The organism is Pseudomonas sp. KH_046_1 (assembly GCF_057839025.1).
In genome coordinates, this window is sequence record NZ_CM174481.1 from 5,934,566 (window position 1) to 5,949,152 (window position 14,587).

General features: G+C 60.2%; 13 protein-coding genes and 1 riboswitch. Of the genes, 6 read left to right on the forward strand and 7 right to left on the reverse strand.

Annotated elements, in window-relative coordinates:
- Both AC3IT9_RS27215 and AC3IT9_RS27220 read right to left on the reverse strand, forming a co-directional pair.
- Positions 1-897, reverse strand: a complete 897-nt coding sequence (locus AC3IT9_RS27215; RefSeq protein WP_150755127.1) for a formate/nitrite transporter family protein — start codon at positions 895-897, stop codon at positions 1-3.
- A 175-nt stretch (positions 898-1,072) separates the two neighbouring features.
- Positions 1,073-1,477, reverse strand: coding sequence for an acyl-CoA thioesterase (locus tag AC3IT9_RS27220; RefSeq protein ID WP_046039304.1), 405 nt, complete (start codon positions 1,475-1,477; stop codon positions 1,073-1,075).
- Between the two features lie 198 nt (positions 1,478-1,675).
- Positions 1,676-1,778, forward strand: a riboswitch (S-adenosyl-L-homocysteine riboswitch).
- Positions 1,779-1,801: 23 nt separating this feature from the next.
- Here AC3IT9_RS27220 and ahcY point away from each other — a divergent pair.
- From ahcY to rhlE2, 4 genes are all read left to right on the forward strand, one after another.
- Positions 1,802-3,211: an adenosylhomocysteinase gene (ahcY, locus tag AC3IT9_RS27225; RefSeq protein WP_150755126.1), complete on the forward strand. Its 1,410-nt coding sequence runs from the start codon at positions 1,802-1,804 to the stop codon at positions 3,209-3,211.
- Positions 3,212-3,370: 159 nt separating this feature from the next.
- On the forward strand, positions 3,371-4,216 hold the full coding sequence (gene metF, locus AC3IT9_RS27230; protein WP_150672063.1) for a methylenetetrahydrofolate reductase [NAD(P)H]: 846 nt from the start codon (positions 3,371-3,373) through the stop codon (positions 4,214-4,216).
- Positions 4,217-4,409: 193 nt separating this feature from the next.
- Positions 4,410-5,225 (forward strand): substrate-binding periplasmic protein, encoded by an 816-nt coding sequence (locus AC3IT9_RS27235; RefSeq protein ID WP_150755125.1) that lies wholly within the window; start codon positions 4,410-4,412, stop codon positions 5,223-5,225.
- A gap of 223 nt (positions 5,226-5,448) precedes the next feature.
- On the forward strand, positions 5,449-7,317 hold the full coding sequence (rhlE2, locus tag AC3IT9_RS27240) for an RNA helicase RhlE2 (RefSeq protein WP_150755124.1): 1,869 nt from the start codon (positions 5,449-5,451) through the stop codon (positions 7,315-7,317).
- Positions 7,318-7,494: 177 nt separating this feature from the next.
- Here the strand turns inward: rhlE2 and AC3IT9_RS27245 are convergent, their stop codons facing one another.
- The 3 genes from AC3IT9_RS27245 to AC3IT9_RS27255 all read right to left on the reverse strand — a co-directional run bounded on the left by AC3IT9_RS27245 (position 7,495) and on the right by AC3IT9_RS27255 (position 10,665).
- Positions 7,495-8,082: a YceI family protein gene (locus AC3IT9_RS27245; RefSeq protein ID WP_150725083.1), complete on the reverse strand. Its 588-nt coding sequence runs from the start codon at positions 8,080-8,082 to the stop codon at positions 7,495-7,497.
- A gap of 32 nt (positions 8,083-8,114) precedes the next feature.
- Positions 8,115-8,666 carry a cytochrome b gene (locus tag AC3IT9_RS27250; protein ID WP_150725082.1) on the reverse strand — a complete coding sequence of 184 codons (552 nt, stop codon included), beginning with the start codon at positions 8,664-8,666 and terminating at the stop codon, positions 8,115-8,117.
- Between the two features lie 262 nt (positions 8,667-8,928).
- Positions 8,929-10,665, reverse strand: a complete 1,737-nt coding sequence (locus AC3IT9_RS27255) for a flavin monoamine oxidase family protein (RefSeq protein ID WP_489271407.1) — start codon at positions 10,663-10,665, stop codon at positions 8,929-8,931.
- A gap of 224 nt (positions 10,666-10,889) precedes the next feature.
- On the opposite strand from AC3IT9_RS27255, the gene AC3IT9_RS27260 reads away from it, so the two are divergent.
- Together AC3IT9_RS27260 and AC3IT9_RS27265 are read left to right on the forward strand one after the other, a co-directional pair.
- Positions 10,890-12,296, forward strand: coding sequence for an adenosylmethionine--8-amino-7-oxononanoate transaminase (locus tag AC3IT9_RS27260; RefSeq protein ID WP_489271408.1), 1,407 nt, complete (start codon positions 10,890-10,892; stop codon positions 12,294-12,296).
- Positions 12,297-12,438: 142 nt separating this feature from the next.
- Positions 12,439-13,158, forward strand: a complete 720-nt coding sequence (locus AC3IT9_RS27265; RefSeq protein ID WP_489271409.1) for a 16S rRNA (uracil(1498)-N(3))-methyltransferase — start codon at positions 12,439-12,441, stop codon at positions 13,156-13,158.
- Between the two features lie 122 nt (positions 13,159-13,280).
- Here AC3IT9_RS27265 and AC3IT9_RS27270 read toward each other — a convergent pair whose 3' ends face one another.
- Positions 13,281-14,183, reverse strand: a complete 903-nt coding sequence (locus AC3IT9_RS27270; protein WP_489271410.1) for a transporter substrate-binding domain-containing protein — start codon at positions 14,181-14,183, stop codon at positions 13,281-13,283.
- A 29-nt stretch (positions 14,184-14,212) separates the two neighbouring features.
- The gene (locus tag AC3IT9_RS27275; RefSeq protein WP_150755117.1) at positions 14,213-14,563 is read right to left on the reverse strand and encodes a RidA family protein; all 351 of its coding nucleotides are present in this window, start codon (positions 14,561-14,563) and stop codon (positions 14,213-14,215) included.
- Between the last annotated feature and the right edge of the window lie 24 nt (positions 14,564-14,587).

Sequence of the window (14,587 nt, forward strand, 5' to 3'; positions counted from 1 at the left end):
TCAGCTTGATTGTTTTTTGATCACCTGCGGATCGGGCGCTTCGCTCTGATCCGCTGATTTCTTCGGCGGCCCACTTTCGCTGCGAATCTGCGCATGGCTGATCAGCGCGAAAATAAAACTGCCACCGATGATGTTCCCCGCCAGTGTCGGACCGGCGAACACCAGCCAGAAATCACTCCACGGTAACTCGCCGGCAAATACCAGATACGAAACCTCCAGCGAACCGACCACGATGTGGGTGAAATCCCCCAGTGCCATGAGGTAGGTGATGAGGATGATGATCCACATCTTGGCGCTCTCCATGGACGGGATCATCCAGACCATGGTGGCGATCATCCATCCGGAAATGATGCCCTTGGCGAACATCTGGCTGGCGTGGTTTTCCATGACCTTGCGGCCGATATCGAGGAAGGCGACATCGGTCTTGCTGTCGAAAATCGGCAGCTCCAGCATCACGTACGCCACCAGCAAGGTGCCACAGAGGTTGCCGACCAGCACCACCGTCCACAGCCGTAGCAGCCGGCCGAAGTTGGTCAGCGTCGGTTTGGTCATCACCGGCAGCACGGCGGTCAGGGTGTTTTCGGTGAACAGTTGCTGACGGGCCAGGATCACGGCGAGAAAACCGGCGCAGTAACCGAAACTCGCGATCACCTTGAATCCTTCGCCATCCGGCAGACGCGAATTGAGCAACCCCATGCCCATCAGCGACAGGCCCATGGTCAACCCCGCCGCCAGCGCCGACCACCACAACGCGGCAATGCTGCGCTCCAGTTCCTGGTCGCCCTGGGTACGGATGATCTCGTGCAGCACCGCGGCGCGGGGCGGCTGGCTCTTTTCGACTTCGTGCTCTTCTTGCGCCGAAAGGTTCGGGGTCTTGCCGTCTTGTGCCGAGTTCATGGGATGCGCAACCGGTGGCGGGCTATTTAGCTACGACACGCGGGGTTCACAGCTGTTCAGTGCCCAGACAAATCTCCGGGATCAGCAGATCGCCTTCGCGAGCAAGCCCGCTCCCACATATGAAACGCATTCCAATGTGGGAGCGGGCTTGCTCGCGAAGAAAGCGACGCCGATCTCACTGACCGGCGTCATCATCCTTGAACTGGTCCTTGACGTATTTGATCTCGGTCCGGCCGTGAGGCGCCGGCAAGCCGTCTTCACCGAGGTTCACGAACACCATCTTTTCAACGGTGAGGATGCTCTTGCGGGTGATCTTGTTGCGCACTTCGCACGTCAGCGTGATCGAGGTGCGGCCGAATTCGGTCGCCGTGATGCCCAGTTCGATGATGTCGCCCTGGCGCGAGGCGCTGACGAAGTTGATTTCGGAAATGTACTTGGTGACCACACGCTGGTTGCCCAACTGAACGATGGCGTAGATCGCCGCCTCTTCGTCGATCCAGCGCAGAAGGCTGCCGCCAAACAGCGTGCCGTTGGGGTTGAGGTCTTCGGGTTTTACCCATTTGCGGGTGTGGAAGTTCATGTTCACTCCTGAGCGTCTTGCCGAATGATGCTGACCATCATGGCAGAGCCCGACCTAGAGCTCTATTGAGCATCGTCTATGGTCTCGATTACCGTTCGGACATTGACCGACAGAAACGCTTTGGAAGATCGGCATAGCCCGCTATAATCGCCACCGTTTCAAAACGGTAACCTCTACTTGATACCGTTTTCCCGCCACCTGTCCGAGGGGCGCTGCAGCAGGTTCGACCTGTCAGGCTCGGATGGGGCGTTACCTGGCCTTCACTGGCTGGACACTAAACGCACAACGGCGCCCATTCGCATACATTACGAATGGAGGCTCTTCATGAGCGCTGTTATCACGCCTGCAGATTTTAACGATTACAAAGTCGCCGACATGTCCCTGGCTGCCTGGGGCCGTCGCGAAACCATCATCGCCGAATCCGAAATGCCAGCCCTGATGGGTCTGCGTCGCAAGTACTCCGAAGAGCAACCGCTCAAGGGCGCGAAGATCCTCGGCTGCATCCACATGACCATTCAGACTGCCGTGCTGATCGAGACCCTGGTTGCCCTGGGTGCCGAAGTGCGCTGGTCGTCCTGCAACATTTTCTCGACTCAGGACCAGGCCGCCGCTTCCATCGCCGCTGCCGGCATCCCGGTTTTCGCCTGGAAAGGCGAGACTGAACAAGAGTACGAGTGGTGCCTGGAGCAGACCATCCTGAAGGATGGCCAGCCATGGGACGCCAACATGATCCTCGACGACGGCGGCGACCTGACCGAGCTGCTGCACAAGAAGTACCCACAGGTTCTGGATCGCGTCCACGGCGTGACCGAAGAAACCACCACCGGCGTTCACCGCCTGCTGGACATGCTGGCCAAGGGCGAGCTGAAAATCCCGGCCATCAACGTCAACGACTCGGTGACCAAGAGCAAGAACGACAATAAGTACGGCTGCCGTCACAGCCTGAACGATGCGATCAAGCGCGGTACCGACCACCTGCTGTCCGGCAAGCAAGCGCTGGTTATCGGCTACGGCGACGTGGGCAAGGGTTCCGCTCAGTCCCTGCGTCAGGAAGGCATGATCGTCAAGGTTTCCGAAGTCGACCCGATCTGCGCCATGCAAGCCTGCATGGACGGTTTCGAACTGGTTTCGCCGTTCATCGACGGTATCAACACCGGTACCGAAGCAAGCATCGACAAGGCGCTGCTGGGCAAGATCGACCTGATCGTGACCACCACCGGCAACGTCAATGTTTGCGACTCGAACATGCTCAAAGCCCTGAAGAAGCGTGCTGTTGTCTGCAACATCGGTCACTTCGACAACGAAATCGACACCGCTTTCATGCGCAAGAACTGGGCATGGGAAGAAGTGAAGCCGCAGGTTCACAAGATCCACCGTACCGGCGCTGGCGATTTCGATCCGCACAACGACGACTACCTGATCCTGCTGGCCGAAGGCCGTCTGGTTAACCTGGGTAACGCAACCGGCCACCCGAGCCGCATCATGGACGGTTCGTTCGCCAACCAGGTTCTGGCTCAGATCTTCCTGTTTGGCCAGAAGTACGCCGACCTGTCGCCAGCCCAGAAGGCCGAGCGCCTGACCGTTGAAGTACTGCCGAAGAAACTCGACGAAGAAGTGGCCCTGGAAATGGTCCGCGGCTTCGGCGGCGTCGTGACTCAACTGACCAAGACCCAGGCCGACTACATCGGCGTGACCGTCGAAGGTCCGTTCAAGCCGCACGCTTACCGCTACTAACAGTCGCTGACTGTTCGCTTTCCCTGTGGGAGCGAGCCTGCTCGCGAAGAGGCCATGACATTCAACATCTGAGTTGACTGTTTAACCGCTTTCGCGAGCAGGCTCGCTCCCACATTGGAAAGCAGCGCCTCGATGGTTCTTGTTTCCAAGGATATGACCATGTCCCAAGATCGTCGCTACAGCTTCGAGTTCTTCCCTACGAAGACCGATGCTGGGCAAGAAAAGCTGCTGGCCACTGCTCGCCAGTTGGCCGCCTACAACCCCGATTTCTTCTCCTGCACCTATGGCGCCGGCGGTTCGACCCGTGATCGCACGCTGAACACCGTGTTGCAGCTCGAAAGCGAAGTCAAAATCCCTGCCGCTCCGCACCTGTCCTGCGTGGGCGATAGCAAAGCTGACCTGCGCGGCCTGCTGGCCCAGTACAAGGCCGCCGGCATCACGCGTATCGTCGCCCTGCGCGGTGACCTGCCTTCGGGCATGGGCATGGCCAGCGGTGAAATGCGCCACGCCAATGACCTGGTTGAATTCATTCGTGAAGAAACCGGTGATCATTTCCACATCGAAGTCGCCGCTTACCCGGAAATGCATCCGCAAGCGCGCAATTTCGAAGACGATGTGGCCAACTTCGTGCGCAAGGCCAACGCTGGCGCCGACAGTGCGATCACCCAGTATTTCTTCAACGCCGACTGCTACTTCTACTTCGTGGAACGCGTGCGGGCATTGGGTGTGAACATCCCGATCGTGCCGGGCATCATGCCGATCACCAACTACAGCAAGCTGGCGCGCTTCTCCGATGCCTGCGGTGCGGAAATCCCGCGCTGGATCCGCAAGCAACTGGAAGCCTACGGCGACGACACCCAGAGCATTCAGCGCTTTGGCGAACAGGTCATCACCGAGATGTGCGAACAACTGCTACAGGGTGGTGCTCCAGGGCTGCACTTCTACACACTGAACCAGGCTGAAGCGAGCCTGGCGGTGTGGAACAACCTGAAGTTGCCGCGTTAAAAGTCGTTAAAGCAAGATCAAAAGATCGCAGCCTGCGGCAGCTCCTACAGAGAAATGTGTATTCCCTGTAGGAGCTGCCGCAGGCTGCGATCTTTTGCTTTCAACGCACTATTAATGTGCGGCAATCCACGGAGTTAGAGCATCTGCGGTCAGTTTCTGGCTCTTTCCGGTTTCTCGTCGTAATCTCAAGCCCATGCCTTTGATCACGCAGTTAGTCGCCGTGCTTGTATTCACTTGCCTGAGCTTCGCCGCCCGGGGCGAGAAGCTGCGCATTGTCACAGAGCCGTGGGCGCCTTATGTGTACGAAGACAACGGCAAATCCCTGGGCCTGGACTACGAAACCACCGCCATTGTCTTCAAGCGCCTGGGCATCGAAGTGGAGTGGCAGTTCCTGCCCTGGAAACGCTGCCTGTCGATGCTTGAATCAGGCCAGGCCGACGGCGCGCTGGACATTTTTCACAGCGACGAACGCGATGCGACCCTGCTCTACCCCAGCGAACCACTGTCTGAAGTCCAGTTCGTGATGTTCTACGCCAATGAACGGCCCCATCCGTTTCGCACCCTCGATGACCTGCAAGGCCTGACCATCGGCACCTCGCCGGGTTACCTGTACAGCAAGGATTTCAGCGATTCGACGCTGTTCACCCGCGAGCCGGCCCCCACCCATGAAGCCAACTTCGGCAAACTGGTACGCGGGCGGATTGATCTGTTGATTACCGACCGCCGGGTCGGCCAGCATTTGCTCGACGAGCTGGGCATCCGCGACAAGATCACCGAAAACCCCACGATCATCAGCCAGCAAAGCCAGTTTCTCGCGGTGCGGCGCAATGCGGGCATGGATCTGCTGGTGCAGCGTTTCGGCGCCGAACTCAAACGCTTCAAGCGCGAGCCCGCCTACGCTGAACTGAGTGCCCGCTACGGCGCGGAACCGGCAGCCAGCGTGAAGACTGAAAAGACCACGGCCGCCACGGAAAAAACCGTTGAGCAGCAGGAAAGCGGCGCACAGTGATTGCTCTGTTATACTCCGGCCTTCCCGCCAGGCTCACGCCCGGACGCTCGGAATCGTTAAAGGCATCTCAACCCCGCTACTGCGCAGCTTTCAGCCCGCGCGAGCGCTTGCAGACGAGCCTTCGAGACCCAGCAGGACCGGACGGGATTGCGTCCTCTTAAACGCCATTCGCGCCAGGCAAGACTCCCATTGGGCCAAGCCCTAACTTAAAACAGGATTACTCATGTCCTTTGCTTCCCTCGGTCTCTCCGAGGCTTTAGTCCGCGCCATCGAGGCAGCGGGCTATACCGAGCCTACTCCGGTGCAACAGCGGGCCATTCCCGCCGTGTTGCAAGGTCGCGACCTGATGGTCGCGGCACAGACAGGTACTGGTAAAACCGGCGGTTTCGCCCTTCCGATCCTGGAGCGGTTGTTCCCCAACGGTCACCCGGACAAATCCCAGCGTCACGGTCCGCGCCAGCCGCGCGTACTGGTCCTGACCCCGACTCGCGAACTCGCAGCCCAAGTGCATGAAAGCTTCAAGGTCTATGCCCGTGACCTGAAGTTCGTCAGCGCCTGCATCTTCGGCGGTGTCGGCATGAACCCGCAGGTTCAGGCCATGTCCCGCGGCGTAGACGTGCTGGTGGCCTGCCCTGGCCGCCTGCTCGACCTGGCCGGCCAAGGCAGCGTCGACCTGTCCCACGTGGAAATCCTCGTGCTGGACGAAGCCGACCGCATGCTCGACATGGGTTTCGTCCATGACGTGAAGAAAGTGCTGGCGCGTCTGCCGGCCAAACGCCAGAACCTGTTGTTCTCGGCGACCTTCTCCAAGGACATCACCGACCTCGCCGGCAAGCTGCTGCACAACCCGGAACGCATCGAAGTCACGCCGCCGAACACCACGGTCGAGCGTATCGAACAGCGCGTATTCCGCCTGCCGGCCAGCCACAAGCGTTCGCTGCTGGCGCACCTGATCACCGCCGGCGCCTGGGAACAAGTGTTGGTGTTCACTCGCACCAAGCACGGTGCCAACCGCTTGGCCGAGTACCTGGACAAGCACGGCCTGAGCGCCGTCGCGATCCACGGCAACAAGAGCCAGAACGCCCGCACCAAAGCCCTGGCCGACTTCAAGGCCGGCACCGTGCGCATCCTGGTTGCCACCGACATCGCCGCTCGCGGTCTGGACATCGACCAGTTGCCACACGTGGTCAACTTCGAGCTTCCGAACGTCGATGAAGACTACGTGCACCGCATCGGCCGTACCGGCCGAGCCGGTCGTTCGGGCGAGGCGATTTCGCTGGTAGCCCCGGACGAAGAAAAACTGCTGAAAAGCATCGAACGCATGACCCGGCAGAAAATCGCCGACGGCGACCTGATGGGCTTCGATGCGAGCGCCGTGGAAGCCGAGAAACCTGAAGTGCGCGAGCGTCCGGACATGCGTAACCCACGCAATCCACGTGGCCCGCGCGGTGACGGTCCGAACGGCAGCGGTGGTGGTGGCGGTCGCAAGGACAAAGGCAAGGACAAGGGCAAGGAAAAACCGGCCGGCGAACGCGGCGAGCGCCCTGCCCGCCAGCAAAAGCCACGTGAAGGCACTCCGGCTCGCGAACAGCGTCCGTCGCAGCCTCCTCGTGCCGCCGCTGACCGTGCCCCGGACGAGTTCCTGGACGACGATATCGATAACTTCGGTAACCGCGTCGACTACGTGCCGCAGCAGAAACCCGCGCAAGGTCGTGGTCGTCGTCCAGGTGCTCCGGCACAAGGCACCGCGGCAGGCTCGGGCGCTCCACGCTCCGGCAAGCCACAAGGTCGCCAGAACGGTCCGCGTAACAGCGATGGCGCCAGCACCGGCACCCCACCGGCCAAGCGTAGCGGCCCTCGCAGTGGCGCACCGCGCGACGGCCAGGCTCGTCGCGAAGACTCGCGCAATCGCCGTCCGGCCCGTGACGACCAGCCGCGTTCGGAACCTGCCGTACAGAACCCGCGCGGTCCGGCACCGAAGATCATGCACAAGGAGTCGAAGGCTGACCGCTTCCCGACACCTGAGCAGCTGGATCAACTGCCAAGCCGTCCTCGTGGCGAGAAACCAGCGCTGCTGACCCGCAATCGCTGAGTTATCGCTGTAATAAAAAATGCCCCGGTTCGTGAGAACCGGGGCATTTTTTATGGCTGATGAAATCCTGTAGGAGCGAGCCTGCTCGCGATGGTCGTCAACGATAACGCTGGAAGCCTGATGCTCCGCGGCGCTCTCAGGTCTATCGCGAGCAGGCTCGCTCCTACAGTCTCAGCATTACTTCGCTTTTACACCTTCAAAGGTCACGTACATCTCAACCGCATCGGATGATGGGCCCAGGTCTTTCTGCTTGCCGAAATCGGAACGCTTGAGGCTGAAAGTACCCTCAAAGCCTGCACGGTAGCCGCCCCATGGATCCTTGCCCTCACCCAGGAACGTGGCCTTGACCACGATTGGCTTGGTTACACCGAGGATCGTCAGGTCGCCAGCTACGTCAGCAGTGTCCTTGCCAGCGGCGTTTTTGCCGGTGGGTTTGACGCTGGTGGAAACAAACGTGGCTTTGCTGGCGTTCAGGAAGTCTTTGCTGGCGATGTGCTTGTCGCGCTCGGCGTTGTTGGTGAACACGCTGGCGGTGTTCACGTTGAACTCGATCTTGCTGTCTTCAGGCTTGGCAGCGTCGAAGCTGAACTTGCCGTCGATGTCCTTGAAAGTACCGGTGATGAAGCTGTAGCCCAGGTGGCTGACCTTGAAGTCAACAAAGGCGTGCTGGCCTTCTTTGTCAACCACGTAGTCAGCGGCCATTACGTTACCGGCGGACAACAGGGCGGAGCCGATTGCCAGAGCGGCCAGAGTCTTTTTCAACATGCTTTGTTTTCCTTTGGAGTCGAGGTTGAACTTCAGGAGTTGCGACCCAGCATTCGCTTGAGGGTCACATCACGATCGATAAAGTGGTGCTTCAATGCTGCCAACGCATGGAGGCCGGAAAAAATTACCAGCACCCATGCCAGGTAGAGGTGAATCTCGCCAGCGGTATCTGCCTGGTCCGGCAGTCCGGATACCAGCGCAGGGACTTCAAACAAGCCAAACACCGGGATACCGACACCTTCTGCGGTGGAAATCAGGTAACCGGCAATCAACACGGCAAACAGACTGATGTACAGAAAGCCATGGCCGAACCTGGCGCCGAGGCGCGTCATGCGGCTGTAGCTGGACAGGGTCGGTGGCGGCGGACTGATGAAGCGCCACAGCACCCGCAGCAACATCACACCCAGCAACACCAGGCCGATGCTCTTGTGCAGGTCCGGCGCGTCTTTGCGCCAGGTGCTGTAGTAGTCGAGCCCGACCATCCACAACCCAAGCGCGAACAGACCGAAGACCGCCAGTGCCACACCCCAGTGCATGACGATACTGACCCAGCCGTAGCGGGAGGTAGAGTTACGTAGCTGCATTGCCTAGATCCCTGTAAGTGCTGGCCCAAGACTATCGAGTTATCTATCGAATTAAAGCGGAAAATTTTGCTTTGAAATATCGAGAAATACGATCAAGAGTCTGAAACAGGCGAATTAAGGAAAGATTAAAGTCGAAAGTGTCAGGAAAAGTGAATACAAACCGAAGAACACCTGTATCAAATGTTTTATTCGATTTTTGCTCCGGCTTTCTTCAGGCATAAAAAAACGCGGCATTTACGCCGCGTTTTTTTGATCCCAGGGCTTACTGCGCCTTGGTATCCGTTGCCGGGGTTGCCGCAGGTTTGACTGCCAGCTTCTTCTCCGGTTCGGCTTTCTTGGCCGGGGCTTTTTTCGCCTCGGTCTTGGCAGCCGGTTTCGCCGGAGCCTTTTTGGCCGCCTCGGTTTTTACCGGGGTCGCAGGCTTCGGTGCTTCCACCGGTGTCGGCGCGACGGCCGGGGCTGGAACCGGAGCAGGCGGGGCAACTGGCTCAGGTGCCTTGACCGGCTCTGGTTTCTTCTCGTCATCCGAACCGCCGAACAGATTGCTGAAGAAATTGCCTTTCTTCGCCACCACCGCACCAGCGCCCACCGCTGCGGCAGCCGGACCCACTTTCGCCGGTTCGAACGACTTGCCTGCCGCCAGGTCTTCAACCTGACTGGCTGCACGCTGACCGGTACGCAGCGCGCCTTCCAGGGTGCCCGGATACAGGGTATCGGTGTGTTCGCCAGCGAAGGCTACGCGCTGAATCGGGCGTTCCCACAGGCGCCAGAACTTGCTGATCTGGCCCGGACCGAAGGCCAGGTACGCGCCCCCCATCGACGGGTCGGTGCTGTAGCGACGGATTTCATAACCGGTGAACGAGCCACGGGCCTGTGGATAGAACGCGTGCAGGCGGATCAACACCTGATCGACCATCTGTTTGTCACCGAATGCCTGCATCACCCGCGCGTTGTCGCCGGACAGGTTGATCACCACGTTGGCACCGCCCTTCAGGGCAGGCTCGACCCACAACATCCCCAGGCCAGTGTTGCTGTAGATCTCGCCGGACATGCGCGCCTTGCTTTCCCACACCGGCGTCTTGAACTTCAGCATGATCTGGTCGCGCCAACCGTAGTTGGTGCCCTTGATCGCCGCCAGGTGCTGGGCGTCCAGCGCCGGGGTCATCTGGATCTTGTTCAGGGCGCGCAGTGGCACGGCCAGCACCACGTAGTCAGCCTGATAGCTGACGTTGTCGACTTTGACGGTCACGCCGTCCTTGTCCTGAATGATCGACGAGACCCGGGAATTGGTCTTGATGGTTTTCAACTGTTTGACCAGGGCCTGGGCCAACACCGGGCTGCCGCCGACCAGGCGCGAAGCACGCAGGTCACGATCGGAGACGCCACGGTAGACGCGGCTCTGCTGCGCGAAGTACAGCAACGACAATCGCGAAGGTTCGTCATAGCGGGTGCGGATCTGCTGGTTGATCAACTGGCGAGCGGTGGCCGGCAGGTTCTGCTTGTCGAGCCAGCTCGACACGTTCATCTGGTCCAGCGCATGCAGCGTGTTGTTGGCGGCCGGGTTCTGCGGATCGTCGATCGAGCGCGCCAGGTCGTCCACGGTCTTGTCGAAGCGCTTGAGCGCCTCGGCGGTGGCCGGCTGCTTGGTCGCCAGGTCGGCGGCGGAGAAATACTCGCCATCGATCAGGTAGCCTGGGGTCCGCACGAATTCAGGGGCCGGCGTGGTGCTCAGCTTGAAGGTCGATACGTACTTGTTCAAAACCGGTTGGACCTTGTCGTTGCCGATCCACTCGCTGGTGGCCATGCCGGAACGACCGCCCAGGCTCGACTTGGCTTCCAGCAAGGTGACTTGCCAGCCCTTGTTCTGCAGCTCATACGCGGCAGTCAGGCCCGACAGGCCACCGCCGATCACGATCGCGGTTTTATCCTTGGCCAGCGCAGACACGCTGAACAGCCCCAACATCACCAGCGCACAGGCGCGCAGCCAACCGACAGACATTCAGCGAACTCCGGAATTACACGAGGAAAACAGCAGTTTTTTGCGAGCCGAACGGCTCAAGAACCGCGAAGAATACGTCAGCCATCAAAGCGCCGCCAGCAACGTCTATCGACCTGGATAAAGTAGCTCATTCGACACAATGGGTTGTCCCCGTGGCACGCATTGCATAGGCTTGCGCGATTGTTTGTCCGCGCTGGTCACGGACCGCCTCCAGGAGAGTGAAAATGGGCCTGAATAATCAGTGGATGCAACGCGATCTCGCCGTGTTATGGCATCCCTGCACCCAGATGAAAGATCACGAACAACTGCCGCTGATCCCGATCAAGCGCGGGGAAGGCGTGTGGCTGGAAGACTTCGAAGGCAAACGCTACCTCGATGCGGTCAGCTCCTGGTGGGTCAATGTGTTCGGCCACGCCAACCCGCGGATCAACCAGCGCATCAAGGACCAGGTCGATCAGCTCGAACATGTGATCCTTGCCGGATTCAGTCATCAACCGGTGATCGAACTGTCCGAGCGTCTGGTGAAGATGACGCCGGAAGGCCTGACCCGGTGCTTCTACGCCGATAACGGCTCGTCCTGCATCGAAGTCGCGCTGAAAATGAGCTTTCACTATTGGCTCAATCGCGGCACGCCTGCCAAGAAGCGCTTCGTCACCCTGACCAACAGCTATCATGGCGAAACCATGGCGGCGATGTCGGTGGGCGACGTGCCGCTGTTCACCGAGACCTACAAGGCGCTGCTGATGGACACCATCAAGGTGCCGAGCCCGGATTGCTACCTGCGCCCCGAAGGCATGAGCTGGGAAGAGCACTCGCGCAACATGTTCGCGGCCATGGAGCAAACCCTGGCCGAAAACCACGACACGGTCGCGGCAGTGATCGTCGAGCCACTGATCCAGGGCGCCGGTGGCATGCGCATGTACCACCCGGTGTACCTCAAGCTGCTGCGAGAAGCCTGCGATCGCTACGGCGTGCACCTGATCCTCGACGAAATCGCCGTCGGCTTCGGCCGCACCGGGACGATGTTCGCCTGCGAACAGGCCGGCATCCGCCCTGATTTCCTGTGCCTGTCCAAGGCCCTGACCGGCGGCTATCTGCCGCTGGCGGTGTGCATGACCACAGACGAAGTCTACAGCGCGTTCTACGACGACTACCCGACCCTGCGCGCCTTCCTGCATTCCCACAGCTACACCGGCAACCCGCTGGCGTGCGCGGCGGCCCTGGCGACCCTGGATATTTTCGAAGAAGACAACGTCATCGAGAACAACAAGGCCCTGGCCCAGCGCATGGCTTCGTCGACGGCGCATCTGGTCGACCACCCGAACGTGTCAGAAGTGCGCCAGACCGGCATGGTGCTGGCCATCGAGATGGTCAAGGACAAGGCCAGCAAGGAAGCTTACCCATGGCAGGAACGTCGTGGCCTGAAGGTGTTCCAGCACGCCCTGGAGCGCGGTGCTTTACTGCGCCCATTGGGTAGCGTGGTGTACTTCCTGCCGCCGTATGTGATCACCCCGGAGCAGATCGACTTCCTTGCCGAAGTGGCCAGCGAAGGGATCGACATTGCGACCCGTGACAGCGTCAGCGTGGCAGTGCCGAAGGACTTCCATCCGGGGTTTCGTGATCCGGGTTGATTGATTTCACCTAAGCTTCAGCGCTGACCGGACTACCGTCATCGCGGGCAAGCCCGCTCCCACAGGATTGCGCTGTACCTGTGGGAGCGGGCTTGCCCGCGATGGGGCCGACAGATACTTACACCTTTTACCGAGACCCAGCATGAGACTGTCCCGCTTCTTTATCGACGCCCCCCTGAGCATCGGCGAGCACGAGCTGCCCGAAGCCCAGGCCCATTACATCAGCCGCGTGCTGCGCATGGCCGAGGGCGATGCGTTGCAGTTGTTCGACGGTTCGGGCCAGGAGTTTCGCGCCGCACTGGTCGAAGTCGGCAAAAAGCGCGTGGTGGTGCAGATCGATGAAAGCTTCGCCGGGCAGATCGAGTCGTCGCTGCAAATCCATCTCGGCCAGGGCCTGTCCCGGGGCGAGCGCATGGACTGGGCGATCCAGAAAGCCACGGAACTGGGCGTCACAGAAATCACCCCGATCTTCACCGAGCGCTGTGAAGTCCGGCTCAAGGACGAGCGCGCCGACAAACGCCTGCTGCACTGGCGCCAGGTGGCGATCAGCGCTTGCGAACAGTGCGGTCGCTCGCGAGTGCCGGTGATTCATCCGCCGCTGTTACTGGCTGACTGGCTGAAGCAAACACAAGCCGAGTTGAAGCTGGTGCTGCATCCGGTGGCCGAACCGTTGGTAAGCCATGCCAAGCCTTCAAGGCTGGCATTCCTGATCGGTCCGGAGGGTGGTTTGTCCGATGCCGAAGTCGATCAGGCCAAGGCCAGCGGCTTCCACGCCGCCCGCCTCGGTCCACGGGTGCTGCGCACTGAGACTGCGCCGGTAGTGGCATTGGCGGTGGCCCAGCAGCTTTGGGGTGATTTCTAGGGCCTCATCGCGAGCAGGCTCGCTCCCACAGTAGATCTCCAGTGATCACAAAATTTGTGAGCACCACAGGTCCAATGTGGGAGCGAGCCTGCTCGCGAATGGCCACGACACGGTCTGGATGACTACTGCACCGGATCACTCACCGGTTTGGCAATGATCGCCTTGAGTTCGCTGGTCATCGGGAACTCAAGGTTCAAACCCTTCGGCGGGATCGGCTGCTCGAACCAGCGTTTGTAGATGCCATTGATCTCGCCCGAGCTGTACAGGTCCGCCAACGCGCCGTTGACCAGCGCCAGGAACTGCGGATCGTCCTTGTGCACCATGCAGCTGTAGATCTCCCGCGATTGCTCCTCCCCGACCACCACCCACTTGTGCGGGTCATTGGCCTTGGCGCGCTCGCCGTAGAGTAGCGCGTCGTCCATGTAGAACGCCGCCGCCCGGCCCGACTGCAGCATCTGGAAGGCTTCGCCGTGGTCCTTGGCGCTGATCACGAACATGTCGATCTTGTGATCGACGTTGTAGCTTTTCAGGAAGCGCTCGTTGGTGGTGCCGGCGGTGGTCACCACGTTCTTGCCGCGCAGGTCGGCGAAGCTCTTGATCCCGCTGTTCTTCGCGGTCAGCAACTGGCCTTTGACGTAGATGAAGCCATAGGAGAACGCCACCTGCTTCTGCCGTTCGGCGGTCACGCCGGTGGAGCCGCACTCCAGGTCCACGGTACCGTTCTGCACCAGTGGAATGCGGGTCTGCGAGGTCACCAGATTGTACTTCACCTTCAAGTCCGGCAGCGCCAGTTGCTGCTGGATGCGCTCAACGATCTTACCCGCCAGATCCACCGAGTAACCCATCGGCTTGCCGCTGTGATCGCCCACGTAGGAGAACGGCACCGAAGCATCGCGATAGCCCAGGGTGATGCTGTTGGCGCTGGCGATCTTGCTCAGGGTGCCGGTCAGCGGCGCTTCATTGGCCTGAACCTGACTGCCGAGCAACAGGCCAAGCGTACAAGCGAGCAACGTGATTTTTTGCATTGTTATTCTCCGTTGTGGGTGTTGGTTTATCAGACGCGTGCAGCGATGACGGTGATTTCCACCAGCACCTGCGGGCGGGCCAGTTCGGCCTGCACGGTGGTGCGGCTCGGGGCCTGCCCGGGCGACAACCAGGCCGACCAGACCTCGTTCATCGCGGCGAAATCCTCGGTGATGTTCTTCAGGTAAATGGTCGCACTGAGCAGATGATCCTTGTCGCTGCCCGCCTCGGCCAGCAAGGTATCGATTTTCGCCAGCACTTCGTGGGTTTGGCCGCTGGCATCCCGGGCATCGCCCGGCACCTGCCCGGAGAGAAACACCAAGTCGCCAAAGGTCACGGCGCCAGACAGGCGCGGGTTGCTGTGCAGTCGGGTAATGGTCATTGCAATGTCCTCTTCAGAAATCGG

Coding starts and splice junctions, on each gene's coding strand:
- AC3IT9_RS27215 (WP_150755127.1), bottom strand. CDS start 897: ATGAACTCGGCACAAGACGGCAAGACCCCGAACCTTTCGGCGCAAGAA.
- AC3IT9_RS27220 (WP_046039304.1), bottom strand. CDS start 1,477: ATGAACTTCCACACCCGCAAATGGGTAAAACCCGAAGACCTCAACCCC.
- ahcY (WP_150755126.1), top strand. CDS start 1,802: ATGAGCGCTGTTATCACGCCTGCAGATTTTAACGATTACAAAGTCGCC.
- metF (WP_150672063.1), top strand. CDS start 3,371: ATGTCCCAAGATCGTCGCTACAGCTTCGAGTTCTTCCCTACGAAGACC.
- AC3IT9_RS27235 (WP_150755125.1), top strand. CDS start 4,410: ATGCCTTTGATCACGCAGTTAGTCGCCGTGCTTGTATTCACTTGCCTG.
- rhlE2 (WP_150755124.1), top strand. CDS start 5,449: ATGTCCTTTGCTTCCCTCGGTCTCTCCGAGGCTTTAGTCCGCGCCATC.
- AC3IT9_RS27245 (WP_150725083.1), bottom strand. CDS start 8,082: ATGTTGAAAAAGACTCTGGCCGCTCTGGCAATCGGCTCCGCCCTGTTG.
- AC3IT9_RS27250 (WP_150725082.1), bottom strand. CDS start 8,666: ATGCAGCTACGTAACTCTACCTCCCGCTACGGCTGGGTCAGTATCGTC.
- AC3IT9_RS27255 (WP_489271407.1), bottom strand. CDS start 10,665: ATGTCTGTCGGTTGGCTGCGCGCCTGTGCGCTGGTGATGTTGGGGCTG.
- AC3IT9_RS27260 (WP_489271408.1), top strand. CDS start 10,890: ATGGGCCTGAATAATCAGTGGATGCAACGCGATCTCGCCGTGTTATGG.
- AC3IT9_RS27265 (WP_489271409.1), top strand. CDS start 12,439: ATGAGACTGTCCCGCTTCTTTATCGACGCCCCCCTGAGCATCGGCGAG.
- AC3IT9_RS27270 (WP_489271410.1), bottom strand. CDS start 14,183: ATGCAAAAAATCACGTTGCTCGCTTGTACGCTTGGCCTGTTGCTCGGC.
- AC3IT9_RS27275 (WP_150755117.1), bottom strand. CDS start 14,563: ATGACCATTACCCGACTGCACAGCAACCCGCGCCTGTCTGGCGCCGTG.